Source organism: Verrucosispora sp. WMMD1129 (assembly GCF_029581255.1).
Lineage (GTDB): Bacteria > Actinomycetota > Actinomycetes > Mycobacteriales > Micromonosporaceae > Micromonospora > Micromonospora sediminimaris.
Genome location: NZ_CP120741.1, coordinates 1,491,926 through 1,513,685, shown reverse-complemented (window position 1 = coordinate 1,513,685; position 21,760 = coordinate 1,491,926). Strand labels below are relative to the sequence as shown.

16 protein-coding genes are annotated in these 21,760 nt (G+C 70.4%); 11 read left to right on the top strand and 5 right to left on the bottom strand.

Features of this window, described 5'->3' with window-relative positions; all coding sequences use genetic code 11:
• Positions 1–18 precede the first annotated feature (18 nt).
• The 5 genes from O7624_RS06835 to O7624_RS06815 all read left to right on the top strand — a co-directional run bounded on the left by O7624_RS06835 (position 19) and on the right by O7624_RS06815 (position 6,564).
• Positions 19–993, top strand: a complete 975-nt coding sequence (locus tag O7624_RS06835) for an ABC transporter permease (RefSeq protein ID WP_282239363.1) — start codon at positions 19–21, stop codon at positions 991–993.
• 1 nt (position 994) lies between these two features.
• Positions 995–1,978: an ABC transporter permease gene (locus tag O7624_RS06830; protein ID WP_282239362.1), complete on the top strand. Its 984-nt coding sequence runs from the start codon at positions 995–997 to the stop codon at positions 1,976–1,978.
• A 12-nt stretch (positions 1,979–1,990) separates the two neighbouring features.
• Entirely contained in the window at positions 1,991–3,178 is a 1,188-nt protein-coding gene (locus tag O7624_RS06825; RefSeq protein ID WP_232511164.1) for a substrate-binding domain-containing protein, read from the top strand.
• A gap of 7 nt (positions 3,179–3,185) precedes the next feature.
• The gene (locus O7624_RS06820; RefSeq protein WP_282239361.1) at positions 3,186–4,037 is read left to right on the top strand and encodes a sugar phosphate isomerase/epimerase family protein; all 852 of its coding nucleotides are present in this window, start codon (positions 3,186–3,188) and stop codon (positions 4,035–4,037) included.
• 130 nt (positions 4,038–4,167) lie between these two features.
• Positions 4,168–6,564, top strand: a complete 2,397-nt coding sequence (locus O7624_RS06815; RefSeq protein WP_282239360.1) for an RICIN domain-containing protein — start codon at positions 4,168–4,170, stop codon at positions 6,562–6,564.
• Positions 6,565–6,617: 53 nt separating this feature from the next.
• Here the strand turns inward: O7624_RS06815 and O7624_RS06810 are convergent, their stop codons facing one another.
• Positions 6,618–7,880, bottom strand: a complete 1,263-nt coding sequence (locus O7624_RS06810) for a hypothetical protein (protein ID WP_282239359.1) — start codon at positions 7,878–7,880, stop codon at positions 6,618–6,620.
• A 288-nt stretch (positions 7,881–8,168) separates the two neighbouring features.
• On the opposite strand from O7624_RS06810, the gene O7624_RS06805 reads away from it, so the two are divergent.
• From O7624_RS06805 to O7624_RS06785, 5 genes are read left to right on the top strand one after another with little or no spacing between them, the layout of a single operon-like run.
• On the top strand, positions 8,169–8,849 hold the full coding sequence (locus O7624_RS06805; protein WP_282239358.1) for an MFS transporter: 681 nt from the start codon (positions 8,169–8,171) through the stop codon (positions 8,847–8,849).
• 51 nt (positions 8,850–8,900) lie between these two features.
• On the top strand, positions 8,901–10,493 hold the full coding sequence (locus tag O7624_RS06800) for a GGDEF domain-containing protein (RefSeq protein ID WP_282239357.1): 1,593 nt from the start codon (positions 8,901–8,903) through the stop codon (positions 10,491–10,493).
• A 43-nt stretch (positions 10,494–10,536) separates the two neighbouring features.
• On the top strand, positions 10,537–11,271 hold the full coding sequence (locus tag O7624_RS06795) for a DUF2071 domain-containing protein (protein ID WP_282239356.1): 735 nt from the start codon (positions 10,537–10,539) through the stop codon (positions 11,269–11,271).
• 43 nt (positions 11,272–11,314) lie between these two features.
• On the top strand, positions 11,315–11,560 hold the full coding sequence (locus tag O7624_RS06790; protein WP_164445404.1) for an Arc family DNA-binding protein: 246 nt from the start codon (positions 11,315–11,317) through the stop codon (positions 11,558–11,560).
• Positions 11,557–11,985 (top strand): type II toxin-antitoxin system VapC family toxin, encoded by a 429-nt coding sequence (locus O7624_RS06785; RefSeq protein ID WP_235944355.1) that lies wholly within the window; start codon positions 11,557–11,559, stop codon positions 11,983–11,985. Before O7624_RS06790 ends, O7624_RS06785 begins: the two co-directional genes overlap by 4 nt.
• Positions 11,986–12,136: 151 nt before the next feature.
• Here O7624_RS06785 and O7624_RS06780 read toward each other — a convergent pair whose 3' ends face one another.
• The 4 genes from O7624_RS06780 to O7624_RS06765 form a co-directional block, all read right to left on the bottom strand.
• Positions 12,137–13,537: a permease prefix domain 1-containing protein gene (locus O7624_RS06780; protein ID WP_282239355.1), complete on the bottom strand. Its 1,401-nt coding sequence runs from the start codon at positions 13,535–13,537 to the stop codon at positions 12,137–12,139.
• On the bottom strand, positions 13,534–13,908 hold the full coding sequence (locus O7624_RS06775) for a helix-turn-helix transcriptional regulator (protein WP_282239354.1): 375 nt from the start codon (positions 13,906–13,908) through the stop codon (positions 13,534–13,536). Before O7624_RS06775 ends, O7624_RS06780 begins: the two co-directional genes overlap by 4 nt.
• A 139-nt stretch (positions 13,909–14,047) precedes the next feature.
• Positions 14,048–15,514, bottom strand: coding sequence for a DEAD/DEAH box helicase (locus O7624_RS06770; RefSeq protein ID WP_282239353.1), 1,467 nt, complete (start codon positions 15,512–15,514; stop codon positions 14,048–14,050).
• A gap of 164 nt (positions 15,515–15,678) precedes the next feature.
• Positions 15,679–15,900: a hypothetical protein gene (locus O7624_RS06765; RefSeq protein ID WP_099851929.1), complete on the bottom strand. Its 222-nt coding sequence runs from the start codon at positions 15,898–15,900 to the stop codon at positions 15,679–15,681.
• Positions 15,901–16,247: 347 nt separating this feature from the next.
• Here O7624_RS06765 and O7624_RS06760 point away from each other — a divergent pair, with 347 nt between their 5' ends.
• Entirely contained in the window at positions 16,248–21,719 is a 5,472-nt protein-coding gene (locus O7624_RS06760) for a carboxyl transferase domain-containing protein (RefSeq protein WP_282239352.1), read from the top strand.
• The last annotated feature ends 41 nt before the right edge of the window (positions 21,720–21,760 follow it).

Sequence of the window (21,760 nt, the reverse complement as noted above, 5' to 3'; positions counted from 1 at the left end):
GCGAAGCGAGGCGGCGGCGTGAGTCTGCTGTCGCTGCGGCCGGCGCGACGGCCGGTACCTGGCGTGTTCGTGGCACTTGCCATCACGCTGGCGCTCGGTTGGCTGATCGTCATGATCGACGGCGGTCAGCTGTTCAACCAGTCGACGACGGTGAGCCTGCTGCACGTCGCCGCCGGGCTGGGCCTCGTCGCGGTCGGTCAGACCCTGGTCATCCTCGGTGGGTCGCTCGACCTCTCGGTGGCCTACGTGATCAGCCTGAGCACCCTCGTCGCGGCCGAGACGATGAACGGCAGCGACGGCGCGCTGCTGCCCGCGGTCGCTTTGGCGCTCACGGTCAGTGCTGCTGTCGGGCTGCTCAACGGGCTGCTCGTCACCAGGCTGCGGATCAACGCCTTCATCGCCACCCTCGGCGTCGGGCTGCTGCTCAAGGGATACCTCGACAACGGCTACGACGGTCCGGCCGGCAGCACCTCGCCCGGGCTCGTGCAGAGCCTCGGCTACCAACGCATCGGCCCCGTACCACTGTCCTTCCTGCTGCTGCTCGCCGTGACCGGGGCATGCTGGTTCGCGCTGGCGCGGACCCGGTTCGGTCACCATCTGGTCGCCGTCGGCGGTGACCCGGAGGTCGCCCGACTCTCCGGCGTCCGCAACGACCGGGTTCTGGTCATCGCCCACGTGCTCTGCTCGCTCTGCGCCGGACTCGCCGGGATCTACCTGGCGAGCCGGCTCGGCTCGGGTGCCCCCCGGGTGGGCACCGAAGGTCTCTACGACCTGGAGTCGATCGCCGCCGTGGTCATCGGCGGCACCGCTCTCGCCGGCGGCCGTGGTGGCGTCCTCGGCACGCTCGGCGGCGTGCTGTTGCTCGCCAGCATCGACGCCATCTTCAACCAGCTCGAAGTGGACGCCTTCTTCAAGCAGGTGATCCGGGGGGCCATCATCATCGCCGCCGTGGCCGTCTACGCCCGTCGGGCCATGCGAAAGGCGGCCGTCTGACATGCAGCTCGTCAAGCGTCGCCCGCTGCCGCCCCAGCTGACCCGGGTACGCGCCGGCGGGCTGCTGCCCCTGCTCGCGATACTCGCGGTGCTGCTAATTCTGGTCGCCGTGCGCCAGCCCGATTTTCTGGCGCCGGCCTCCCTGATGTCGTTCCTCGGCCGCTCGGCGCCGATCATCCTGCTCGCCGCGGGTCAGTATTTCGTGATCGTCTCGGGCGAGTTCGACCTGTCCGTCGGCTCGCTGGTCACCGCACAGGTCGTGGTCGCCGCCCGGCTGATCGACAGCGATCCGTCGCGGACCTGGCCGGTGGTGCTGGTGCTGCTCGCTGGCGGGGTGCTCGTCGGGCTGGTCAACGGCCTGATCACGACGCGACTGCGGGTGCCCTCGTTCATCACCACCCTCGGCATGTTCCTGATCCTGGTGGGTGCGGTCTATCTCTGGTCCAACGGCGCGCCCAAGGGCGGGCTCTCCGAGGAGTTCCGTCGCTTCGGCCGGCGTGCGTTCGAGGACGTGCCGGTGTTCGGCCGTATCCCGTACGCCCTGCTGGTCCTGCTGGTCCTCGCCACGCTCGCGGTGCTGCTGATGCGCTCCGACTTCGGCCGGATCCTGGTCGCGGTCGGGGACAACGCACGTACGGCGGAGCTGAGCGGCGCCCGGGTACGCCGTACCCGGACCATCGCCTTCATGCTGAGCGGCCTCGCCGCCGCCGTCGCGGCCATCCTGATCGGCGGCTACAGCGGGGTGTCCTTCCAGGCCGGCGCCGGTCTGGAGTTCGGCGCCATCACCGCGGTCGTGCTGGGCGGGGTCGCCCTGGGTGGCGGACGCGGCTCGGTCGTCGGCGCGATGCTCGGCGCGCTGACCCTCGAACTGCTCTTCACGCTCATGAATTTCTACGGCGTCTCCGGCGCCCTCAGACCGACCGTTCAGGGCGCCATCATCCTGTTCGCCGTGGCGGTCTCGAGTCGACGTTCCACGTCGAGATAAGGGGATTTCTCAATGAAACGACGCATGGCGGCCACGGCCGCGCTTCTCCTGGTGTCCCTCGTCGGCTGTGCCACCGACGAGCCCGCTGCGACCCCTTCGGACGGCTCTTCGGCGCCCCCTGCCGGGGCCGGCACCGGCGAGCAGTCGAAGTTCTTCGTGCAGGCCGACTACGACAACGAACTCGCGCTGCTCGACGCCGCACCGACCGGTCCGGCCGACAAGCCGTGGGAGCAGGTGCTCAACCCGAAGATGGTGGACACCGCCAAGTTCAAGAAGGACGGCCCCTACAAGATCTGCTTCTCGAACGCGGCGTTGAACAACCCGTGGCGTCAGGTCGGCTTCAAGACCATGCAGGCCGAGGTCGAGGCGCAGGGCGACCGGATCTCCGAGTTCGTTCACGTCGACGCCGAAGGCAAGGACCAGAAGCAGATCGCCGACATCAACGACCTGCTCGGCAAGGGCTGTGACGCGCTCATCGTCTCGCCGAACACCACCGCCACGCTCACTCCGGCCGTGACGGCGGCCTGCGACGCCGGCCTGCCGGTCATCGTCTTCGACCGTGGCGTCGACACCGACTGCCCGGTGACGTTCATCAACCCGATCGGCGGGTACGGGTTCGGTCACGTCGGAGCGGAGTTCGTCAGCCAGCAGATGAAGCCCGGCGGCAAGGTTCTCGCGCTGCGTATCCTGCCCGGCGTCGACGTGCTGGAGACCCGGTGGTCCGCCGCCAAGGTCGCGTTCGACAAGGCGCAGGTCGACGTGGTCGGGGTCGAGTTCACCGATGGCGACCCGGCCAAGACCAAGAAGATCGTCAACGACTACATCCAGCGGCACGGCACCATCGACGGCGTCTGGATGGACGCGGGCGCGGTCGCCGTCGCGGCGGTGGAGGCGTTCCAGGACGCCGGTCAGCCGGTGCCTCCGATCAACGGCGAGGACCAGCTCGACTTCCTGAAGATGTGGAAGGACGAAGGGCTCACCGCGATCGCGCCCACGTACCCGACCTACCAGTGGCGTACGCCGATCATCGCGGCGCTGCGAATCCTCGACGGCCAGCAGGTGTCCGACCCGTGGAAGCTGCCCCAGCCGACGATCACCCAGGAGAATCTGGACAGCTATCTCGACCCGAACATGCCGCCGCTGCACTACGCGATGTGCGGCTGCACCGACCTGCCGGGTTACCCGCAGCGCTGGAAGTAGGCGTCCGTTGCGTGCCGTCGGTGTCAATCCCTGGGTGTGGACCTCGCCGGTCGACGACGAGGCCCTGACCGCACTGATCCCCCGGATCGCGGCGCTCGGCTTCGACGCGGTCGAACTGCCGATCGAGCAGCCGGGTGACTGGGATCCGTACCGCGTCCGGGACCTGCTCGCCAGGTACGGACTGGACGCGGCCGGCGTCTGTGCGGTCACCCCGCCCGGGCGGGAACTCGTAAATGCCGCCCCCGCCGTGGTGGAGGCCACGGTGGCGTACCTGAACAGCTGCGTGGACAGTGCGGCGATCATCGGCGCGCCGTGTGTCGGTGGTCCGGTCTACGCGTCGGTGGGCCGCACCTGGCCGATGACGCCGACGGAACGCGCGACCTGTTACGCCGATTTCCGTCGGGCGCTGGTACCGGTTGCCGACCGGGCCGCCGATCGGGGGGTGTCCATCGGGGTGGAGGCGCTCAACCGGTACGAGACCAGTGTGGTCAACACGATCGAACAGACCGTGGAGATGATCGACGGTCTGCCGACGAACGTCGGCCTCATGATCGACACGTACCACATGAACATCGAGGAGGCGAACCCGTACGCGGCGCTGGCCGCGGCGGGTCCGCACATCAAGCACGTACAGGTGAGCGGCACCAACCGGGGCGCGCCCGGGTCGGATCACCTGGACTGGCCCCGGCTCCTCGCCGCCCTGGCCGCCACCGGCTACTGGGGTGCGATCTGCATCGAGTCGTTCACCCCGGAGAACGCGACGATCGCGACCGCCGCCTCGATCTGGCGCCCGCTCGCCCCGTCACCGGACCGGCTCGCGGGGGACGGGCTGGCCTATCTCCGGAGCATTCTCGGCTGAGCTGCGCCGCCCTACGCCCGGTCACCGGCGTGATCTCAGTCGATCCTTGCGCAGACATCATTCGTATGATGAACTGCCGTCCACATACCACCCACCACACCGCACCACCCGTCCAGGTAAGGAGACCCCCGTGTCCGTACCTCCACCCCCCGGCACACCCCGACGGGTGCTGGCCGCGGCCGCGACGGTGGCGCTGACCGCCGCGGCCACCGTGGCCGGCGTGACCACGTTCGCCGCCCCCGCGCTCGCCGCGACCACCACCCTCTACGCGTCCCCCTCCGGTGGCGGCAGCAGTTGCACCGCCGCGCAGCCGTGTTCGTTGGCTGGTGCGCAGACCGCCGTCCGCTCGATCAACAGCTCAATGTCGGGCGACATCGTCGTGCAACTGGCTGACGGCGTCTATCGGCTCTCCGCACCGCTGCGGTTCACCGCCGCCGACTCCGGCACCAACGGCTACCGGGTGATCTGGCAGGCGGCACCGTCGGCCCGTCCCGTGATCAGCGGCGCGCGGGCGGTCACCGGCTGGACGCAGGTGGACGCCGGCCGCAACATCTGGCGGGCCAACGTCGGCGCCGGCACCGACACCCGCCAGCTGTACGTAAACGGTGCGCTCGCCACCCGGGCCCGCACCCAGGTCAACCGGGCGGACTTCACCGCGGACAGCACCGGTATGCGGTTCACCAGCGGCGCCCTGAGCTACCTCAACAACCTGGCCAACCAGAGCCGCATCCAGATGGAGAGCGTCAACTCGTTCACCGACCGGTACGTGTCGGTGCAGAGCATCAGCGGCAACCTCATCCGGATGCAGCAGCCCGGCTGGAGCAACAACAACTTCGGGTACGACACGTTCACCAGCCCGCACCGGGCCGGACCGCTCTACCTGGCCAACGCCTACGAGTTCCTGGACTCGCCGGGGGAGTGGTACCTCGACCCGGGCACCGGCGCGCTGAACTACATCCCGCTCGCCGGCCAGAACATGAACAGCGTAAGCGTGGAACTGCCGACGCAGCAGTCCCTGGTCAACCTCGGCGGGACCTACGCCGCGCCGGCACACCACATCACGTTCACCGGTATCACCTTCACCGGAACGACCTGGCTGGGGGCCAGCAGCAACCAGGGCTACGTGGACCAGCAGACCGGCGCCTACATCTACGGCAACTGGAACTGGCCCAGCTTCTCCTCCTGCCACAACGGTTGCCCGCAGTTCGAGGCCACCCGACCGAACTGGCAGCAGATGCCGGCCGCCGTGCAGGTCTCGGCCGCCAACAACATCACCTTCAGCGACTCACAGTTCGTCAACCTCGGGCAGACGGCGATCGGGATCGGCAACGACGCCAACGCCCACGCCAGCGGGGTGGGCCTGGGCACCAGCAACATCACCGTCACCCGCTCCGAGATCGCCCGCAACGCGGCCGGTGGCATCGTCGTCGGTGGCGTACGCGCCGACGCCCACCACCCCAGTGACCAGCGCATGGTGAATCGGGACATCACCATCAGCAACAACCGCCTGCACGACCTGGGCATCGAGTACCGGGGCATCGTCTCGGTGCTCACCACCTACGTCACCAACTCCACGGTCTCGTACAACGAGGTCTACAACATGCCGTACACCGGCATGTCCATCGGGTACGGCTGGGGCTCCAACGACGCGGGTGGCAGCGAGCACTACGCCGGCCGTGGCCTGTACAACTACCAGCCGCGCTACACCACGGCCACCACCGCGTCGAACAACCGGCTCATCGGCAACTACGTGCACGACGTGATGCAGCAGATGAACGACGGCGGGTGCATCTACACCCTGTCGGCGAACCCGGGCGGGTTGATCAGCGACAACTACTGCCTGCGGACCAACGGCTACTTCGGCGTCTACTTCGACGAGGGGTCCCGCTACTACACCGCCCGCAACAACGTGTTCTCGTCCACCGGCACCTGGGCCACCGCCAACTACTGGTACGCCGAGAACATGGGCAACTTCACCGTCACCAACAACTGGTCGACGAACGGCAGCACCAACGTGACAAACGGCGACCGGGGCAACGTCGTGTCCGGAAACGTGACGGTGACCAACGGCAACTGGCCCTCGGGCGCCCAGGCGGTGATGGCCGGGGCCGGTCCGCAGGGCGGCACCAGCAACCCGCAGGGCGTGCAGATCGTCGGTACCCAGTCCGGGCGGTGCGTGGACGTCGAAGGTGCGAGCACCACCAACGGCGCTCAGGCGAAGCTCTGGGACTGCCACGGCGGGACGAACCAGCGCTGGACCTACACCGCCAGCAAGCAACTCATGGTGTACGGCAACAAGTGCCTCGACGCGTCGGGGCAGGGCACCAGCAACGGCACCCTGGCGATCATCTGGGACTGCAACGGCCAGGTCAACCAGCAGTGGAACGTCAACGCCAACGGCACCATCACCGGCGCGCAGTCCGGGCTGTGCCTCGACGCCAGCGGCTACGGCACCACCAACGGCACGGTGGTCCACCTCTGGGCCTGCCACGGCGGCGCCAACCAGCAGTGGAATCTGCGTAACTGACGATCCGGGTGGGTGGGGCCGCGTGCCGACCCCACCCACCCGGGTTGCTCGGTTCAGGACGCCTGACGTCGAAGGTGTTCGGCGAAGGCGGATTGGCTGCCCAGCATGACCATGATCGCGTTGCGGTAGGCGACCGATCCCCACAGGTGCAGTTCCTCGTCGTCGAGGCCGCCGAAAATGCCGGCGAGCGCCTTGCGCGCGCGGCGGTCGAGGACCTTCTGCGGTCGGGCGAGCAACTCGCCCTCGCGGCGCAGCGCGTCGAGGTACGCGGCGACGGCCGAGGTGTACGCGGGCCCGCCGAGTTCCTCCAACATGCCGAACTCGAAGAGGTGCAGCGCCGCCTCCGACTCCCAGTCCGGGGTGCGTTGGACGTGGCGGATCAGCATCACGTGCCGCGCCTCGAACAACAGCAGGATCCCGCGGCCGAGCCGACTCAGCGGCCGGCGGCTCGACGGCAGCCGCAACGTGCGTACCGGTTGCCCGGCGGCCACGTCCACCGCACCGGCGAAGCTGGGCATCCGCTCGCCGCTCGGGACCGGGTCGGGTACCAGGCAGACCCGGTCGGCGTAGACCAGGTCATCCCGGCCGGAGAGCGACCGCATCGCCGTCGTGGCGACCTCGGTGAAGGGACGGTCGTCGGTCGCCGCGTCCGGGTCGAGGGCGTAGACCATCCCCGGCCGGCCGGGCGTAGGGACGCCCAGGACCGCGGAACTCCGCAGGAAGCCCCAGGTCGTTGCGGCCCATCGGCTGCGCCGGGCAACCTCGGCTGCGGTGTCCCGCCAGTCGCGGGCCAGCCGCAGCCGTTCCCGGACGTCGGTGGCGTCGGTCATCTCAAGCAGCGCGCGGGGCAGTGGCGCGACGGGATCCACGTGGAGCGGGTCGGTGACGATGGACGGACCGATCGCCGCGTGTTCGGCGCAGTCCGCGTCGGTGTGCGGATCGCCGGTCGCGCCGTGGCAGTCTCCCAACCAGGTGACCTCACGGCTCACCGACTGTCGGGCGAACGCTGGCGCCGGCAGCATGCCGGCGCGCAGGATCCGCTCGTACTGCACCCGAGCCCGGGCCGTCCGCAGCATGTCGAGCGGCAGGACCGGGGCCAGTGTCAGGACCGTCTCGATGATCGTGCAGTGCGGGCAGACGGGCCCGTCCGGGTCGACCACGCGGAACTCCCGCAGATGGTCGAGACCGGGCTGCTCCCACTGCACGCCGATGCCGCCGCCCTCGCGCAGCATCAGGTAGAGGTGGGTGGTGGCCTGCCGGTCCCGGGTGACGGCCGCCATCTCGTCGAGGAACCGCCGGCGGCTGATCTGCTCCACCGCGTCACTGTATCGACCGGCGTCGCGATCATGGCTCGGCGCGAAACGGCGAAATCCAGTGCCGGCGTACGGGATCGGCCGACTATCCTCCGCTTCGACATCCGTCGACGGACAGGAGCTGAGATGCGCCTCGACCTGGACACGGCCGCCGCTCCGGCGCGAGAGCTCCCCGTGCGCTGATCCGTGCGGTCCACCGCCGGTCCACCGCCGGTCCACCGACGGTGGCGGTGCTCCTCGCTGCGGAGCGGTCCCCTGACGACCGTTTCCCTTCCAGTTCGAGGAGCAATCTTGCGTGCCCTGGTATCCGCGCGTCTGGGCGCGGACTTCGCCAAACTCTGGACCGCCTCGGCGGTGTCCAACATCGGCGACGGCATCACCATGGCGGCCGGCCCGCTGCTGGTCGCCTCCATCACCGAGAGCCCGGCGCTGATCGCCGGTGCGGTCTTCGTACAACAGCTGCCCTGGTTGTTGTTCGCCCTGCTCAGCGGTGCCTACGTGGACCGGATCGACAGGCGTCGCCTGGTGGTGGCGGTGAACCTGGTGCGGGCCGTCGCGCTCGCCACGCTGACGGTCACCATCGCCACCGACACCGTCACGGTGGTCATCTTCTACGCGGTGCTCTTTCTGCTCGGTACGGGGGAGACGCTGGCCGACACCGCCATGGGTGCGCTGTTGCCATCGGTGGTGGTCGTGTTCAGCGCGCACGGCATGGTCTGGGGAATCACCGTCGCGTCGCTGCGTCAACGGCTGGTGCCGTCCCGGCTGCTCGGCCGGGTCGGCAGCGCGTACGCGGTGCTCGATCTCGGCGGGGCGGCGGTCGGCTCCCTTCTCGGTGGCCTGATTGCCGGCAGCTGGGGCAACACGGCCCCGTTCTGGATCGCCGGGGTGACGATGGCGGTTGTCGCTGTCGCCGCCTGGCGACCGCTGGCACAGAGTCCAAACCGGTCGGAGACTATCGAAGAGAGCTGATTACCGTACCATCGGGCTGTTCTTCCCCTGGGTGGGTGCGGAGGAGACCGCATGGACGATGTGACCCTCCGAGCCCTGCGGCTACTGGAGGAGGCGCAGGCCGGTGGCGCGGCCCAGGTGCTGGCGGAGGCGGTCGCGGCGCTACGGGAACCGACCGGGGAACTGCGCGACGGCCCGGCGGCGATGCACTTCGTGCGCGTCGTGGCGCTGACCCGGCTCGGTGACCTGCGCGCCGCGATCGCCGCCGCCGATCTGATGCTCGTCGCCGCCGAGCGGGAGAACAGCGCCGGGTGGCGCTCCTGCGCGCTGTCGCTGCGCGCCGACCGGCGGCTCCGCCTCGGCGACCAGGACATCGCCGAGTACGACATCGAAGCCGTCCTGCGGGACCTCGTTCGCGCCGAAACGGCCCTGCTGGCCGGCGAACCGGATCCGGTGATCGAGGGCAACGCCCGCACCGGGCTGGCGATCGGGTACGCGAAGCTGCGCCTCTACGAGCTGGCGGCGCCACAGTTCCAGGCGGCATACGAGACGACCTGCCGACCCGGGTACCCGGACAACGGCAACCGGGCGATGTGGCTGTGCAACCTCGCGGAGCTCAACCTCATGTGGGCCCTGGAGTTGTATCAGGTCGGCCAGGTCGCCGAGGCGGAGAAGCACACCACGGTGGCCGAGGAGCACGCGGCGCGGGCGATGACGGAAGCCTCCGGCCCCAAGGCGGAGGTGTGGCGGCTCTCGGCGTCGCTCTTCGCGGCGTGCGCCCGCGCCGACCGTCAGGACCCGGCCGGTGCGGCGGAGGACATTCCCCGGGTACTGGCGTCGTTGCAGGAGCACGGCGTCGAACAGCGACACCAGGAGCAACTGCTGTGCCGGCCGTTCCACGCCGTCGCGCTCAGCCGGTCCGGGCGGCCGGCTGAGGCGCTGCGGGTCATCGAGGAGGCGGTGACCGGCCTCTCTCCCGACAACGACTGGTTGATCACGGCGGCGCTGCACCGTACGCACGCGGTGCTGCTGGCGAAGACCGGGGCACGCGACGCACTGCCGGGCCTCACCTACGGCGACGCGCTCGCGGAACTGCTGTGGCGTCAGCGACATCGCTGGCTGCACGCGGCGGTGACCATGCAGTCGTACGACGTGCTGCGGTGGCAGCACGAGCGGGCCGAACGGGCCGCGCGGATCGACCCGCTCACCGGGGTGGCCAACCGGCGGGGCCTGGACAGCTTCCTGGAGCGCCTGGCCACTCCCACGGCGGCCGGGACCGATCCGGTGGCGGTGCTGATCGTGGACGTGGACCGGTTCAAGGACATAAACGACTCGTTGGGGCACGCCACCGGCGACGACGTGCTGCGGGCCGTTGCGCAGGTGGTCGCGGCAAGTGTCCGCCGGGACGACTTCGTCGCCCGGCTGGGCGGTGACGAATTCGTCGCGATCCTGCCGGGAGCGGATCTCGGCGCCGCTGAGCAGGTCGCCCAGCGGGCCGTCGACGCCGTGGCCGCGATGGCGGTGTGGCAGGTGACGGTGAGCGTCGGGGTGGCGGGCGGTTCCGCGTACACCCTCGGAGAGACCCTGGCGCACGCGGACGGTGCGATGTACGCGGCGAAGCGGGCCGGCGGAAACCGGATGGGCAGCCGTCACCCCGGTACCTGACTGCCGGGTGCCGCGGCGTCGGCCGGTCCGGCAGGATCGGTACGTGGACATCGAGCCGGTCGACGTCGCGCCCATCCGGGGGTTCCGCCGCGCGATCCTTCGGCAACGCTGGGATGATCTGATCTTCCTGCACTGGCCGGTCGAGCCGGAGCGGGTTGCACCGCTGCTGCCGGCCGGCACCCGCCCCGACACGCTCGACGGGCTGACCTACGTCGGGCTGATCGGCTTCCGGATGGTCGGTCTGGGGCTGGGATTCGGACCCGGCGTACCGTACTTCGGCAGCTTCTGGGAGACCAACGTCCGGTTGTACTCCGTGGACAGCTCCGGCCGACGGGCCGTGGTCTTCCGCTCGCTCGACGCCTCCCGGCTGGTGCCGGTGCTGGTCGCCCGGGCGACCCTGCGGCTGCCGTACCTGTGGTCGGCCATGAAGCTGGAGCGAGACGGCGACCGGCTCAGCTACCGGTGCCGGCGTCGCTGGCCGGGTCCGACCGGCACGACCAGCCGGATCGAGGTCCGGGTCGGCGGGCCGATCGCCGAGCCGACGCCGCTGGACCACTTCGTCACCGCGCGCTGGGGCCTGCACACCCGGGCGTACGGACGTACCCGGCACCTGCCGAACTGGCACCCACGCTGGCCACTGCACCACGCGGAACTGCTCGCCCTGGACGACGAACTGGTGACCGCCGCCGGGCTGCCGGCACCGCAGGGGCCACCGACAAGCGTGCTCTACTCACCGGGGGTGCCGGTCGCCTTCGGCCCGCCGACCAGCGTGCGGTAGCCCATGCTAGCATTGCTCTCATTGGGTGGGTGGGAGGAACAGCATGGCAGCCCTCAGCATCAGAGATCTCGACGACAGCGTGCGCGACAAGCTGCGCCGCCGCGCTGCGCAACACGGCCGATCCATGGAGGCCGAGATTCGCGACATACTCACTGCGGCAGTTGCCGAGGACGCGCCGGCAAACGACCTGTTCAGCGCACTCACCGATCGATTCACCAGACTCGGTGGGGTTGAGCTGGATGTACCGGCACGTTCCACGGCCCCCCGTGCGGCGGATCTGCCCGAATGATGATCGTTCTCGACACCAACGTCGTCTCCGAGCTCATGCGGGCCGAGCCCGCTCCAGTGGTGCTCGCGTGGCTCCAGCAGAGTTCGAGCACCGGCCTGTACACCACAGCCGTTACCGTCGCCGAGATCCGCTACGGCATTGCGCGGCTGCCGGAAGGCCAGCGCCGGGAATCACTGCACCAGGCTGCCAGCGAGATCTTCGCCGCCTTTCCTCGCCAGGTGCTGCCCTTCGACCTCGCCGCAGCCGGCGCCTACGCCGACGTAGTCGCGGTGCGGGAGAAACTCGGCCACCCGATCGATGGGTTCGACGCCCAGATCGCTGCCATCTGCCGCGTCCAGGCCGCCACCCTCGCCACCCGGAACACTAAGGACTTCACTGACACAGGGATCAATGTCGTCGATCCCTGGCGCGGTGCGACCAGCTGAGACGCCGGCACTCCACTGCATGGTCGATCGGCATGAAGGCGCTTCAAGCGGTTGCCGGTGCCAGGAGCTGGAAGATCGGCGCGCAGGCGGCCACCGGGCGCGGACGATTGCCGTCAGTGCTAGCCGGTGGCCGCTCGGGTTGCGCGGCGGATCAGAGGTAGCTGAACAGCGGCGGGAAGAGCAGCACCACGACCCAGGCCCAACCGGCGTACACCGGTAGGTAGCCGGTCTGCCAGCGTTCCAGGGCCGCGAACGGGGTGCGCCGACGGATGAAGTCCAGCATCAACCACGCCGACCAGGCGAGGTTGGCCAGCAGGATGACGTTCTCGCCGAGGGCCGCGGCCTTGTTCGGGGTGGTGCCGTACTCGGTGATCCGCTCGGTGATCGCCCACAGCACCAGCACGTCGATGATGAGCGCGCTGACCACGAGGGCGAGTTGCAGTCGGTCGAACAGGCCGGGCGGGGCCAGCGGGTCGCGGGCCGAGATCGAGTACAGCAGCAGCCCCAGCACCACGACCAGCAGCAGGTCGAACAGGATCAGTGCCTCCCGCTCGACGTTGATGCCGGCGGTGGTCCAGACGATGGCGACCAGGAAGGCCAGCAACGCGGCGGTGAACAGCGGCGTGAACAGGCGGGTGAGCACCGGGGCGATGTTCTCGACCACGCTCTGCTTGGCCTCGACGAGCCAGCCCGCCACGACCACCGCGGCCACCACGCCGCACGGCAGCAACCATTCCGAGACGAAGCCCTCGGGGTCGATCCCGATGGCCTGGAAGGTGCCGACCGTGAAGGCGGTCAGCACGCCGCCGCCGAGGGCGATGAGGACGAAGTAGACGAAGCATTCGCCGGTGAATCTGATGAAGTCCATGCGCCGTCGCGACGAGCGCAGATCGTCGGAGACATAGGCCAGGCCGACCACGAACCACAGGGCTATCGGCAGGTGGATGGTGGTCAGCACCAGCGACTGGGAGTCCTCCGCGAGGGAGTAGGCGTTGGCGGCCACCGCACCGAGCGCGAACAGGGCGACCATCACCCCGATCAGCGCCCTGCCGGCCCGGCGGCGCCAGGCCAGGTACGCGGCCAGCCAGGGCAGCGTGAACAGCGCGAAGTTGGGTGCGTAGAAGGCGCCGTCCTGTTGGAAACCCAGGCCGAACAGCTCCGGCAGCTTGATCGACACGGCCGCGCCGACCGCGCAGACGATCATCGCGGTCAGGTCGCGCCGGGACCGGTTGCCCGTCTCCGGGTCGTCGGCGCCGCCGGTCAGCACCAGTTGCTTCCACAGCCGCTCCGAGTGTTCCCGGGCGAACTCGCGGGACAGTTCGTCCAGGCCGCCGAGCCGTTTGACCGCGACCAGGAACGCCTCGTCGGGGCGCAGGCCGGCGGCGATGAGCTCGTCGACCGAGCCGCGAAGGTGGTCCTCCAGTTCCTCGACGTCGGCGCGCTGCAACTCCGGGCGGCGTCGTACGTAGTGACGCCACTGGGCGAACTGGTCCTCCAACGCGTCCGGGCCGGGGGATGGCGTGCCAGCGTCGGGGCTGCCGGGCGCGGTCATGCCAGACCTCCGAGGGGAATCGTCGTCGAGCGCCGTACGTCGCCGGGGTCGGCCCAGATCGCCTTGAGGGCGCTCACCACGGTGTCCCACTGGCGACGTTGCTCGGCCAGCTCGGCGAGGCCGCTGTCGGTGATGCGGTAGTACTTGCGTCGCCGCTCCCCGGGGACCGACTGCCAGCTCGACTCCACGTGACCGAGCCGTTCGAGCCGGTGCAGCAGGGGATAGAGCAGCCCTTCGGTCCAGTCCAACTCGCCGTCGGACAGCTCGTTGATGCGTCTGAGGATCGCGTACCCGTAGCTCTCCCCGTCGGCCAGGATGCCGAGCACCATCGGCGTCGCCGAGGCGGCGACGAGATCCTTGGTGACCTTCATGAGATTCTCCCACCACCAATACCTAGAACTATGAGGCATAGTAGTTCTAGGTATTCAGGTGGCGCAAGGAAAGCCCGCCGGCGGTGCCGGCGGGCTTTCGGAAGCGCTGATCAGGACTGTTGGCGGGTGGCCGCGTCGCTCAGCGACCGCCGCCACGCCCGCCGGGCCGGGCCCGGGCGGAGAAGGCTGCCGCACCCGACCGGGCGGCACCGGAGCGCGCCGAGGCAGCCGAGGACCGCCCTGAACCGGCCGGAACGGGCCGCCCCGAGCTGGCTGAAGCGGACCGGGTCGAGCTGCCCTGGGCGGACTTGCCGCCGCGCCGGTTGCGGCCGCCGGAGGCGGGTGACGCCTCCCGGCGGGCGGCCGTTGGCCGGGCGACCGGCGCGGCCGGCGCGACCGCAAGTGTCCGTTCCCCTGGCGCGAGTTCGCGCAGCAGCGCGTCCCCTGGGCGCAGTCGAGTGGTGGTCGCCGCGATGCCCGCCTTGCGGGTCAGCTCCCGTACCTCCGGGGCCTGCGTGTCGGTCATCAGGGTCACCACGGTCCCGGCCGCGCCGGCCCGGGCGGTACGCCCCGAGCGGTGCAGGTACGCCTTGTGCTCCACGGGTGGATCGGCGTGCACCACGAGGGCCACGTCGTCGACGTGAATGCCCCGGGCCGCGATGTCGGTGGCCACCAGCGTCCGCACCGTACCGTCGGAGAACGCCTGGAGATTCCTGGTACGGGCGCCCTGAGCCAGATTGCCGTGCAGCTCCACCGCGGCCACCCCGGCCGCGACAAGCCGGCGGGTGAGGGTCTTGGCGCCTCGCTTGGTGCGGGTGAACACCACCGTCCGTCCCGGCGCGGCGGTCAGGTCGACAAGCACGGCGAACCGGTCCTCGGCGTGCACGTGCAGCACGTGGTGCGTCATCGCGGCGACCGGAGACTTGGTCGAGTCGACGCTGTGCACCACCGGATCGGTGAGAAAACGCCGGACGAGCACATCGACGCCGGAGTCCAGGGTGGCGGAGAAGAGCAGCCGTTGCCCGCTGCGCGGGGTCAGCTCCAGCAGTCGGCGTACCGTCGGCAGGAAGCCCAGGTCGGCCATGTGGTCGGCCTCGTCGAGCACGCTGATCTCGACGGCGTCCAAGTGGGCGTGCCCGGCCTGTACGTGGTCGGCGAGCCGGCCCGGGCAGGCCACCAGGACGTCGACCCCGGCGCGCAACCCGGTGATCTGCGGCCGGGCGGCGACGCCGCCGAAGACGGTCATCGTGCGCAGCGACAGCGCCTGGGCCAGCGGCGCCATCACGCTGTCGATCTGGGTGGCCAGCTCCCGGGTCGGCGCGAGGATCAGCGCCCGGGGGCGTCCGGGCCGGCGCGGTGCGGCGGTTGCGGCGAGCCGGGTGAGCACGGCCAGGACGAAGGCGTACGTCTTGCCCGAACCGGTGCGGCCCCGACCGAGCACGTCGCGACCGGCGAGGGCGTCGGGCAGAGTTGCGGCCTGGATCGGAAACGGTCGGTCCACCCCGGTCGCGGCCAGCACGCGGGTAAGTGCGGCGGGCACGCCCAGCTCGGCGAAGGTCGGGACGGTGGACGGGGTGGTCTGTTGCTGCGGGCGGCGTGCCGCCATGAAGGCTCCGAACGTAGAAGGGGACGTCCCGCCCCGGCGCAGTGGTGCCGGCCGTGGCCTGGCGCGTCGAAGGCGCGGGGCTCGGGACATCGAATCGGACCCGCGGTCAGGCGGGTCGCACGATCAGCCTACCCGACCGGTGGCGGGCGGGCTGCCGGTGAGGTTCAGGAGGGTGCCACGACCCGCCAGCGGCTCTGGCCGCCCATCCACGCCCCGGCCAGGATCTCCGCCGACTTGCGGCCGGGGCAGGGGTAGATCTTCGAGCGGCCGGTGCCGCCGCCGGCCCGGGCCTCGACCTCCCACGACTCGCCGTCGGTACGGATGTAGACGTCGCGACGTCCGCGCGGGGTGTGGTCGCCGTTCCACCAGTGACGCTCAACTCTCACCCGCTGACCGTATAGCACCAGGTCCGCGAGGGAAACGTTGATGATCTTGGGAGATGTCATCGCCACGCAGGGTGTTTGTCGCCTCGACGCGACGTGGTCGTTCGAGGCCCGTTCGGGGTGACCCGGGCCACCCGAATCCGGCGTCGGAGGGTGGCGTTGGTGGTTCTCCACAAAATCCGTTGTCCGGAGGTGGCAGTTCCCACGTCTTCCTTACCCGCCGGTAGCCACGAAGGTTGGTTCAACGGGACCCCCTGTCCGAGGGAGCGTCCCCTCCTGTCAGGGACGATCTTCCGGAGGCCTGCTCGGTGTTCAGCCGCATCGCCATCGTCAACCGGGGAGAAGCCGCCATGCGGCTGATCCACGCTGTTCGCGAGCTCAACGCCGAGACCGACGCCCCGCCGATCGAGACCGTCGCGCTCTACACCGAGGCGGAGCGCTCGGCCACCTTCGTACGCGAGGCCGACCACAGCTACTGCCTCGGACCCGCGTCGGCGCGACCCTACCTGGACCACCAGGTCCTCGAACGGGCGCTGCACGACACCGGCGCCGACGCGGCCTGGGTGGGCTGGGGCTTCGTGGCCGAGGACCCGGCCTTCGCCGAGCTGTGTGAGAAGAACGGCGTCACCTTCATCGGCCCGAGCCCCGAGGCGATGCGCAAGCTTGGCGACAAGATCGGCGCGAAGCTGATCGCCGAGGAGGTCGGCGTCCCGGTGGCGCCGTGGAGTCGTGGCGCGGTGGAGAGCCTCGACGCGGCCCAGCGGGCCGCGGCCGAGATCGGCTACCCGCTGATGCTGAAGGCCACCGCGGGCGGGGGCGGCCGGGGCATCCGGGTGGTACGCAGCGACACCGAACTTGCCGAGGCGTACGAGCGCACGAGCCTTGAGGCCCAACGCGCCTTCGGCAGCGGTGTGGTCTTCCTGGAACGGCTGGTCACCGGTGCGCGGCACGTCGAGGTTCAGGTGATTGCCGACGGCCAGGGCACCGCGTGGGCGCTGGGCGTACGGGACTGCTCGGTGCAGCGGCGCAATCAGAAGGTGATCGAGGAGTCGGCCTCGCCGGTGCTCTCCGCCGAGCAGACTCGCGAGCTGAAGGAGGCGGCCGAGCGGCTCGCGCTGGCGGTGGACTACCGCGGCGCGGGCACGGTGGAGTTCCTCTACCACCCGGGTGACCGGATGTTCGCCTTCCTGGAGGTCAACACCCGGTTGCAGGTGGAGCACCCGATCACCGAGGCCACCACCGACTTCGACCTGGTCAAGGCGCAGATCCAGGTGGCCGCCGGTGGCCGGCTCGGCGACCGGATCCCGGCCGAGGCGGGGCACGCCGTCGAGGCCCGACTCAACGCCGAGGACCCCGACCGGGACTTCGCGCCGTCGCCCGGCCGGATCGTGCGACTGGTGCTGCCCAGCGGGCCCGGCGTGCGGGTGGACACCGGGGTCAGCGAGGGTGACGTGATCCCCGCCGACTTCGACTCGATGATCGCGAAGATCATCGCGTACGGCCGCAACCGCGATGAGGCGCTGGGCCGGCTGCGTCGTGCGGTGGCCGAGACCACGGTGATCATCGAGGGCGGTGCGAGCAACAAGAGCTTCCTGCTCGACCTGCTGGACCAGCCCGAGGTGATCGACGCCAGCGCCGACACCGGCTGGATCGACCGGGTCCGCGCGCAGGGCCGCCTGGTCTCCACCCGGCACTCCGGCGTCGCGCTGGCCGCCGCCGCCATCGAGGCGTACGAGGACGAGGCGCACGTCGAGCGGCAGCGGTTGCTCTCCACCGCCCACGGCGGCCGTCCCCAGGTCCAGCACGTCAGCGGCCGGCCGATCGACCTGAAGCTGCGCGGCGCGACCTACCGGGTCTCCGTCGCGCAGACCGGCCCGCACCGGTTCCGGGTCGGCGTCGGCGACACCTCGACGGTGGACGTCGAGCTGGAGCGCTTCGACGAGCACAGTGGCCGGATCCTGGTCAACGGCCGGCGATTCCGGTTGGTCACCGACACGCACGGACCCATCCACCTGGTCGAGGTGGACGGCATCACGCACCGGGTCAGCCGGGACGAGGGCGGCGTGCTGCGCTCCCTGTCACCCGCGCTTGTCGTCGCGACCCCGCTCGCGGTGGGCGACGAGGTCGAGGCCGGCGCGCCGGTGCTGGTCCTGGAGAGCATGAAGATGGAGACCGTGCTGCGCGCCCCGTTCGCGGCGAAGGTGCGCGAGTGCCTGGTCTCCGTCGGCAGTCAGGTGGAGACCGGCGCGCCGCTGCTGCGCCTGGAACCGCTCGGTGACGGTGCCGCGAGCGAGGCCACCGAGTCCACGGCCGTCGACCTGGAACTGCCGCCCGAGCCGGCCGGGCTGTCCGCCGGGGACCGCGTGGCACGTGGCATCGCCGAGCTGCGCAGCCTGCTGCTCGGCTACGACCTGGACCCGCGTGACGAACGCCGGGCCCTCGCCGCGTACCTGGCAGCCCGGGCCGAGCTGCCGCACCGGCCGCTGGAGGAGGAGGTCGAGCTGCTCCAGGTCTTCGCCGACCTGTCCGAGCTGAGCCGCAACCGTCCGGCCGGCGAGGAGACCCGGGCCGACACTCGGGTGCACAGCCCGCGCGAGTACTTCCACAGCTACCTCCAGTGCCTCGACGTCGAGCGGGCGGCCCTGCCGGAGACGTTCCGCCAGCGTCTCGCCCGGGTGCTGGCCCACTACGGCGTACAGGACTTCGAACGCACGCCGGAGTTGGAGGAGGCCGTCTTCCGGATCTTCCTGGCCCAGCAGCGGGCGGCGGCCGACGTGAAGGTGATCGTCACCTTCCTGCAACGGTGGCTCACCGAGCCGCCGCCGGCCGAGAGCCTGCGCGAGCTGGTCGGTCAGGCGTTGGAACACCTGATCTTCGCCACCCAGCGCCGTTTCCCGGTGGTCGGCGACCTCGCCCGCAGCGTGGTCTTCCGTTGGGCGGCGCAGCCGATGCTGCGACGCAAGCGGGCCGAGGTGTACGCCGACGTTCGCGGCAACCTGCGTTATCTCGACCGCAACCCCGACGCGGCGGACCGGGCCGAACGGATCGCGACGATGGTCGCCTCGCCCGAGCCACTGGTCCGGCTGCTCGCCCAGCGCATCGGCCGGCCGGGCGTCGACCACGGCCCGATGCTCGAAGTGCTCAGCCGCCGCTACTACGGCAGCCGTGGCGCGAGCAACGCCCGAGCCGTCGAGGTGACCGGGCAGTCGTTCTTCACCGCCGGGTACGACCGGGACGGCGAGCGCTTCCGCCTGGTTGCCGCGGCCACGGACTTCGCCGGCCTGTCGGCGACCCTGGCCAAGGTCGCCGCGCTGGTCGGAGGGGGTGGCGACGATGCCGGCTCGGCGTCGCCGGTGCCCGGCCCGGATACCGCGCCGTCGGTCGCCGACGTGTACCTGACCTGGGCCGAGCAGCCCGACGTGGAGGCGATGGCCACGACCCTGCGGGAGGTGCTCGACCAGGCCGGCCTGCTGAACGTGCTCCAGCGGGTGACGGTATCCGTGGCCGGGCGCAACGGCGCCGAGATGCACCACCACTTCACCTTCCGGCCCGATGTCGGTGAGGACCGGGTGATCCGGGGCCTGCACCCGCTGATCGCCCAGCGTCTGCAACTGCCCCGGCTACGCCACTTCGACCTCACCCGGCTGCCCTCGGCCGACGAGGAGGTGTACCTCTTCCACTGCGTCGCGCCGGACAATCCGGCCGACGAGCGGCTGGCCGCGATGGCCCAGGTACGCGACCTCACTCCGCTGCGCGACACCGACGGCCGGATCCTGGCGTTGCCCGCGGTCGAGGGCGCGCTCGACGCCTGCCTCGACGCGATCCGCAAGGTACAGGCGCAGCGCCCGGCGAAAAAGCGGTTCGACACCAACCGGATCACCCTCTTCGTCTGGCCGCCCAACGACCTGAGCATCGAGGAGCTGAACACCGTCGCCCAGCGGGTGCTGCCGATCACGGCGGACGCCGGGCTGGAGGAGGTGCTGTTCCTCGGCCGCCAGCGGGATGAGGACACCGGCGAGCTGACCGACATCGCGGTGCAGATCTCCTACGACGAGGGCATGCGGATCTCCGTCACCGAGCCGACGGCGGAGCTGATCCAGCCGCTCGACGACTACCGGCAGAAGGTGCTGTCGGCTCGGCGGCGCGGTACCACCTACCCGTACGAGCTGACCGAGATGCTGGCCGGCCGCAACGGCAGTTTCGTCGAGTACGACCTGACCGAGTCCGGCGAACTGGTCCCGGTGCAGCGGCCGAAGGGGCACAACCGGGCGGGCATCGTCGTCGGGGTGGCGAGCACGCCCACCGAGCGTTATCCGGAGGGTGTCACCCGGGTGGTGCTGCTCGGCGACCCGACCAGGGCGTTGGGCGCGCTGGCCGAGCCGGAGTGCGCGCGGGTGATCGCCGCGCTCGACCTGGCCGAGCGGATGCGCGTGCCGGTCGACTGGTTCGCGCTGTCGGCCGGAGCGCGGATCTCGATGAGTTCGGGCACCGAGAACATGGACTGGGTGGCCGCCGCGCTCAAGCGGATCGTCGAGTTCACCCAGGCCGGCGGCGAGATCAACATCGTCGTCGCGGGAATCACCGTGGGTGCCCAGCCGTACTGGAACGCCGAGGCGACGATGCTCATGCACACCCGGGGCATCCTGGTGATGACGCCGGATTCGGCGATGGTGCTGACCGGCAAGCAGTCGCTGGACTTCTCCGGTGGGGTGTCCGCCGAGGACAACTTCGGCATCGGCGGCTACGACCGGGTGATGGGCCCCAACGGTCAGGCCCAGTACTGGGCGCCGAACCTGCGCGGTGGCCACCAGGTCCTGATGGCGTACCACGACCACGCCTACGTGGCGCCGGGCGAGAGCCGGCCACGTCGGGCGGTCACCACCGACCCGGTCGACCGCGACATCTCCGACTACCCGCACAGCGTGCCGGACAGCGACTTCACCACCGTCGGGGAGATCTTCTCCCGGGAGCGCAACCCCGACCGCAAGAAGGCGTTCGACATCCGTACGCTGATGCGGGCTCTGGCCGACCAGGACCACACGGTCCTGGAACGCTGGGCGGGCATGGCCGACGCCGAGACGGCTGTCGTGCAGGACGTGCATCTCGGCGGCATCCCGGTGTGCCTGCTCGGCATCGAGTCCCGTTCGGTGCCCCGGCGCGGCTTCCCGCCCACCGACGGGCCGGACACCTACACCGCCGGCACGCTCTTCCCGCGCTCGTCCAAGAAGGCGGCCCGCGCGATAAACGCGGCAAGTGGGAACCGTCCGCTCGTGGTGCTGGCGAACCTCTCCGGCTTCGACGGCTCGCCGGAATCGATGCGACAGTTGCAGCTGGAGTACGGCGCGGAGATCGGCCGGGCGATCGTCAACTTCGACGGGCCGATCGTCTTCTGCGTGATCTCGCGGTACCACGGTGGCGCGTTCGTGGTCTTCTCCAAGGCGCTCAACCCGAACATGACGGTCCTCGCCGTGGCGGGTTCGTTCGCCTCCGTCATCGGCGGCGCGCCGGCCGCGGCGGTGGTGTTCGCCGGTGACGTCAACGCGCGTACGGCGAAGGATCCGCGGGTGGCCGACCTGGAGGCACGCGTGGCGGCGGCGACCGGCGGACAGCGGGCGGCGCTGGTGACGCAGCTGATGGACGTGCGCGCGTCGGTGCGGGCGGAGAAGCTGGCCGAGGTGGCCGCCGAGTTCGACGGTGTGCACAGCATCCAGCGTGCGGTCGAGGTCGGCTCGGTGGACGCCATCATCCGGCCCGAGGAGTTGCGTCCGCAGCTCATCGCCGCCGTCGAGCGCGGCCTGGCGAAGGCGGCCCGGCCGTCCTGACATCTCGGGCACGCCGGCGGCGGGACACGGTCGCGTCGCCG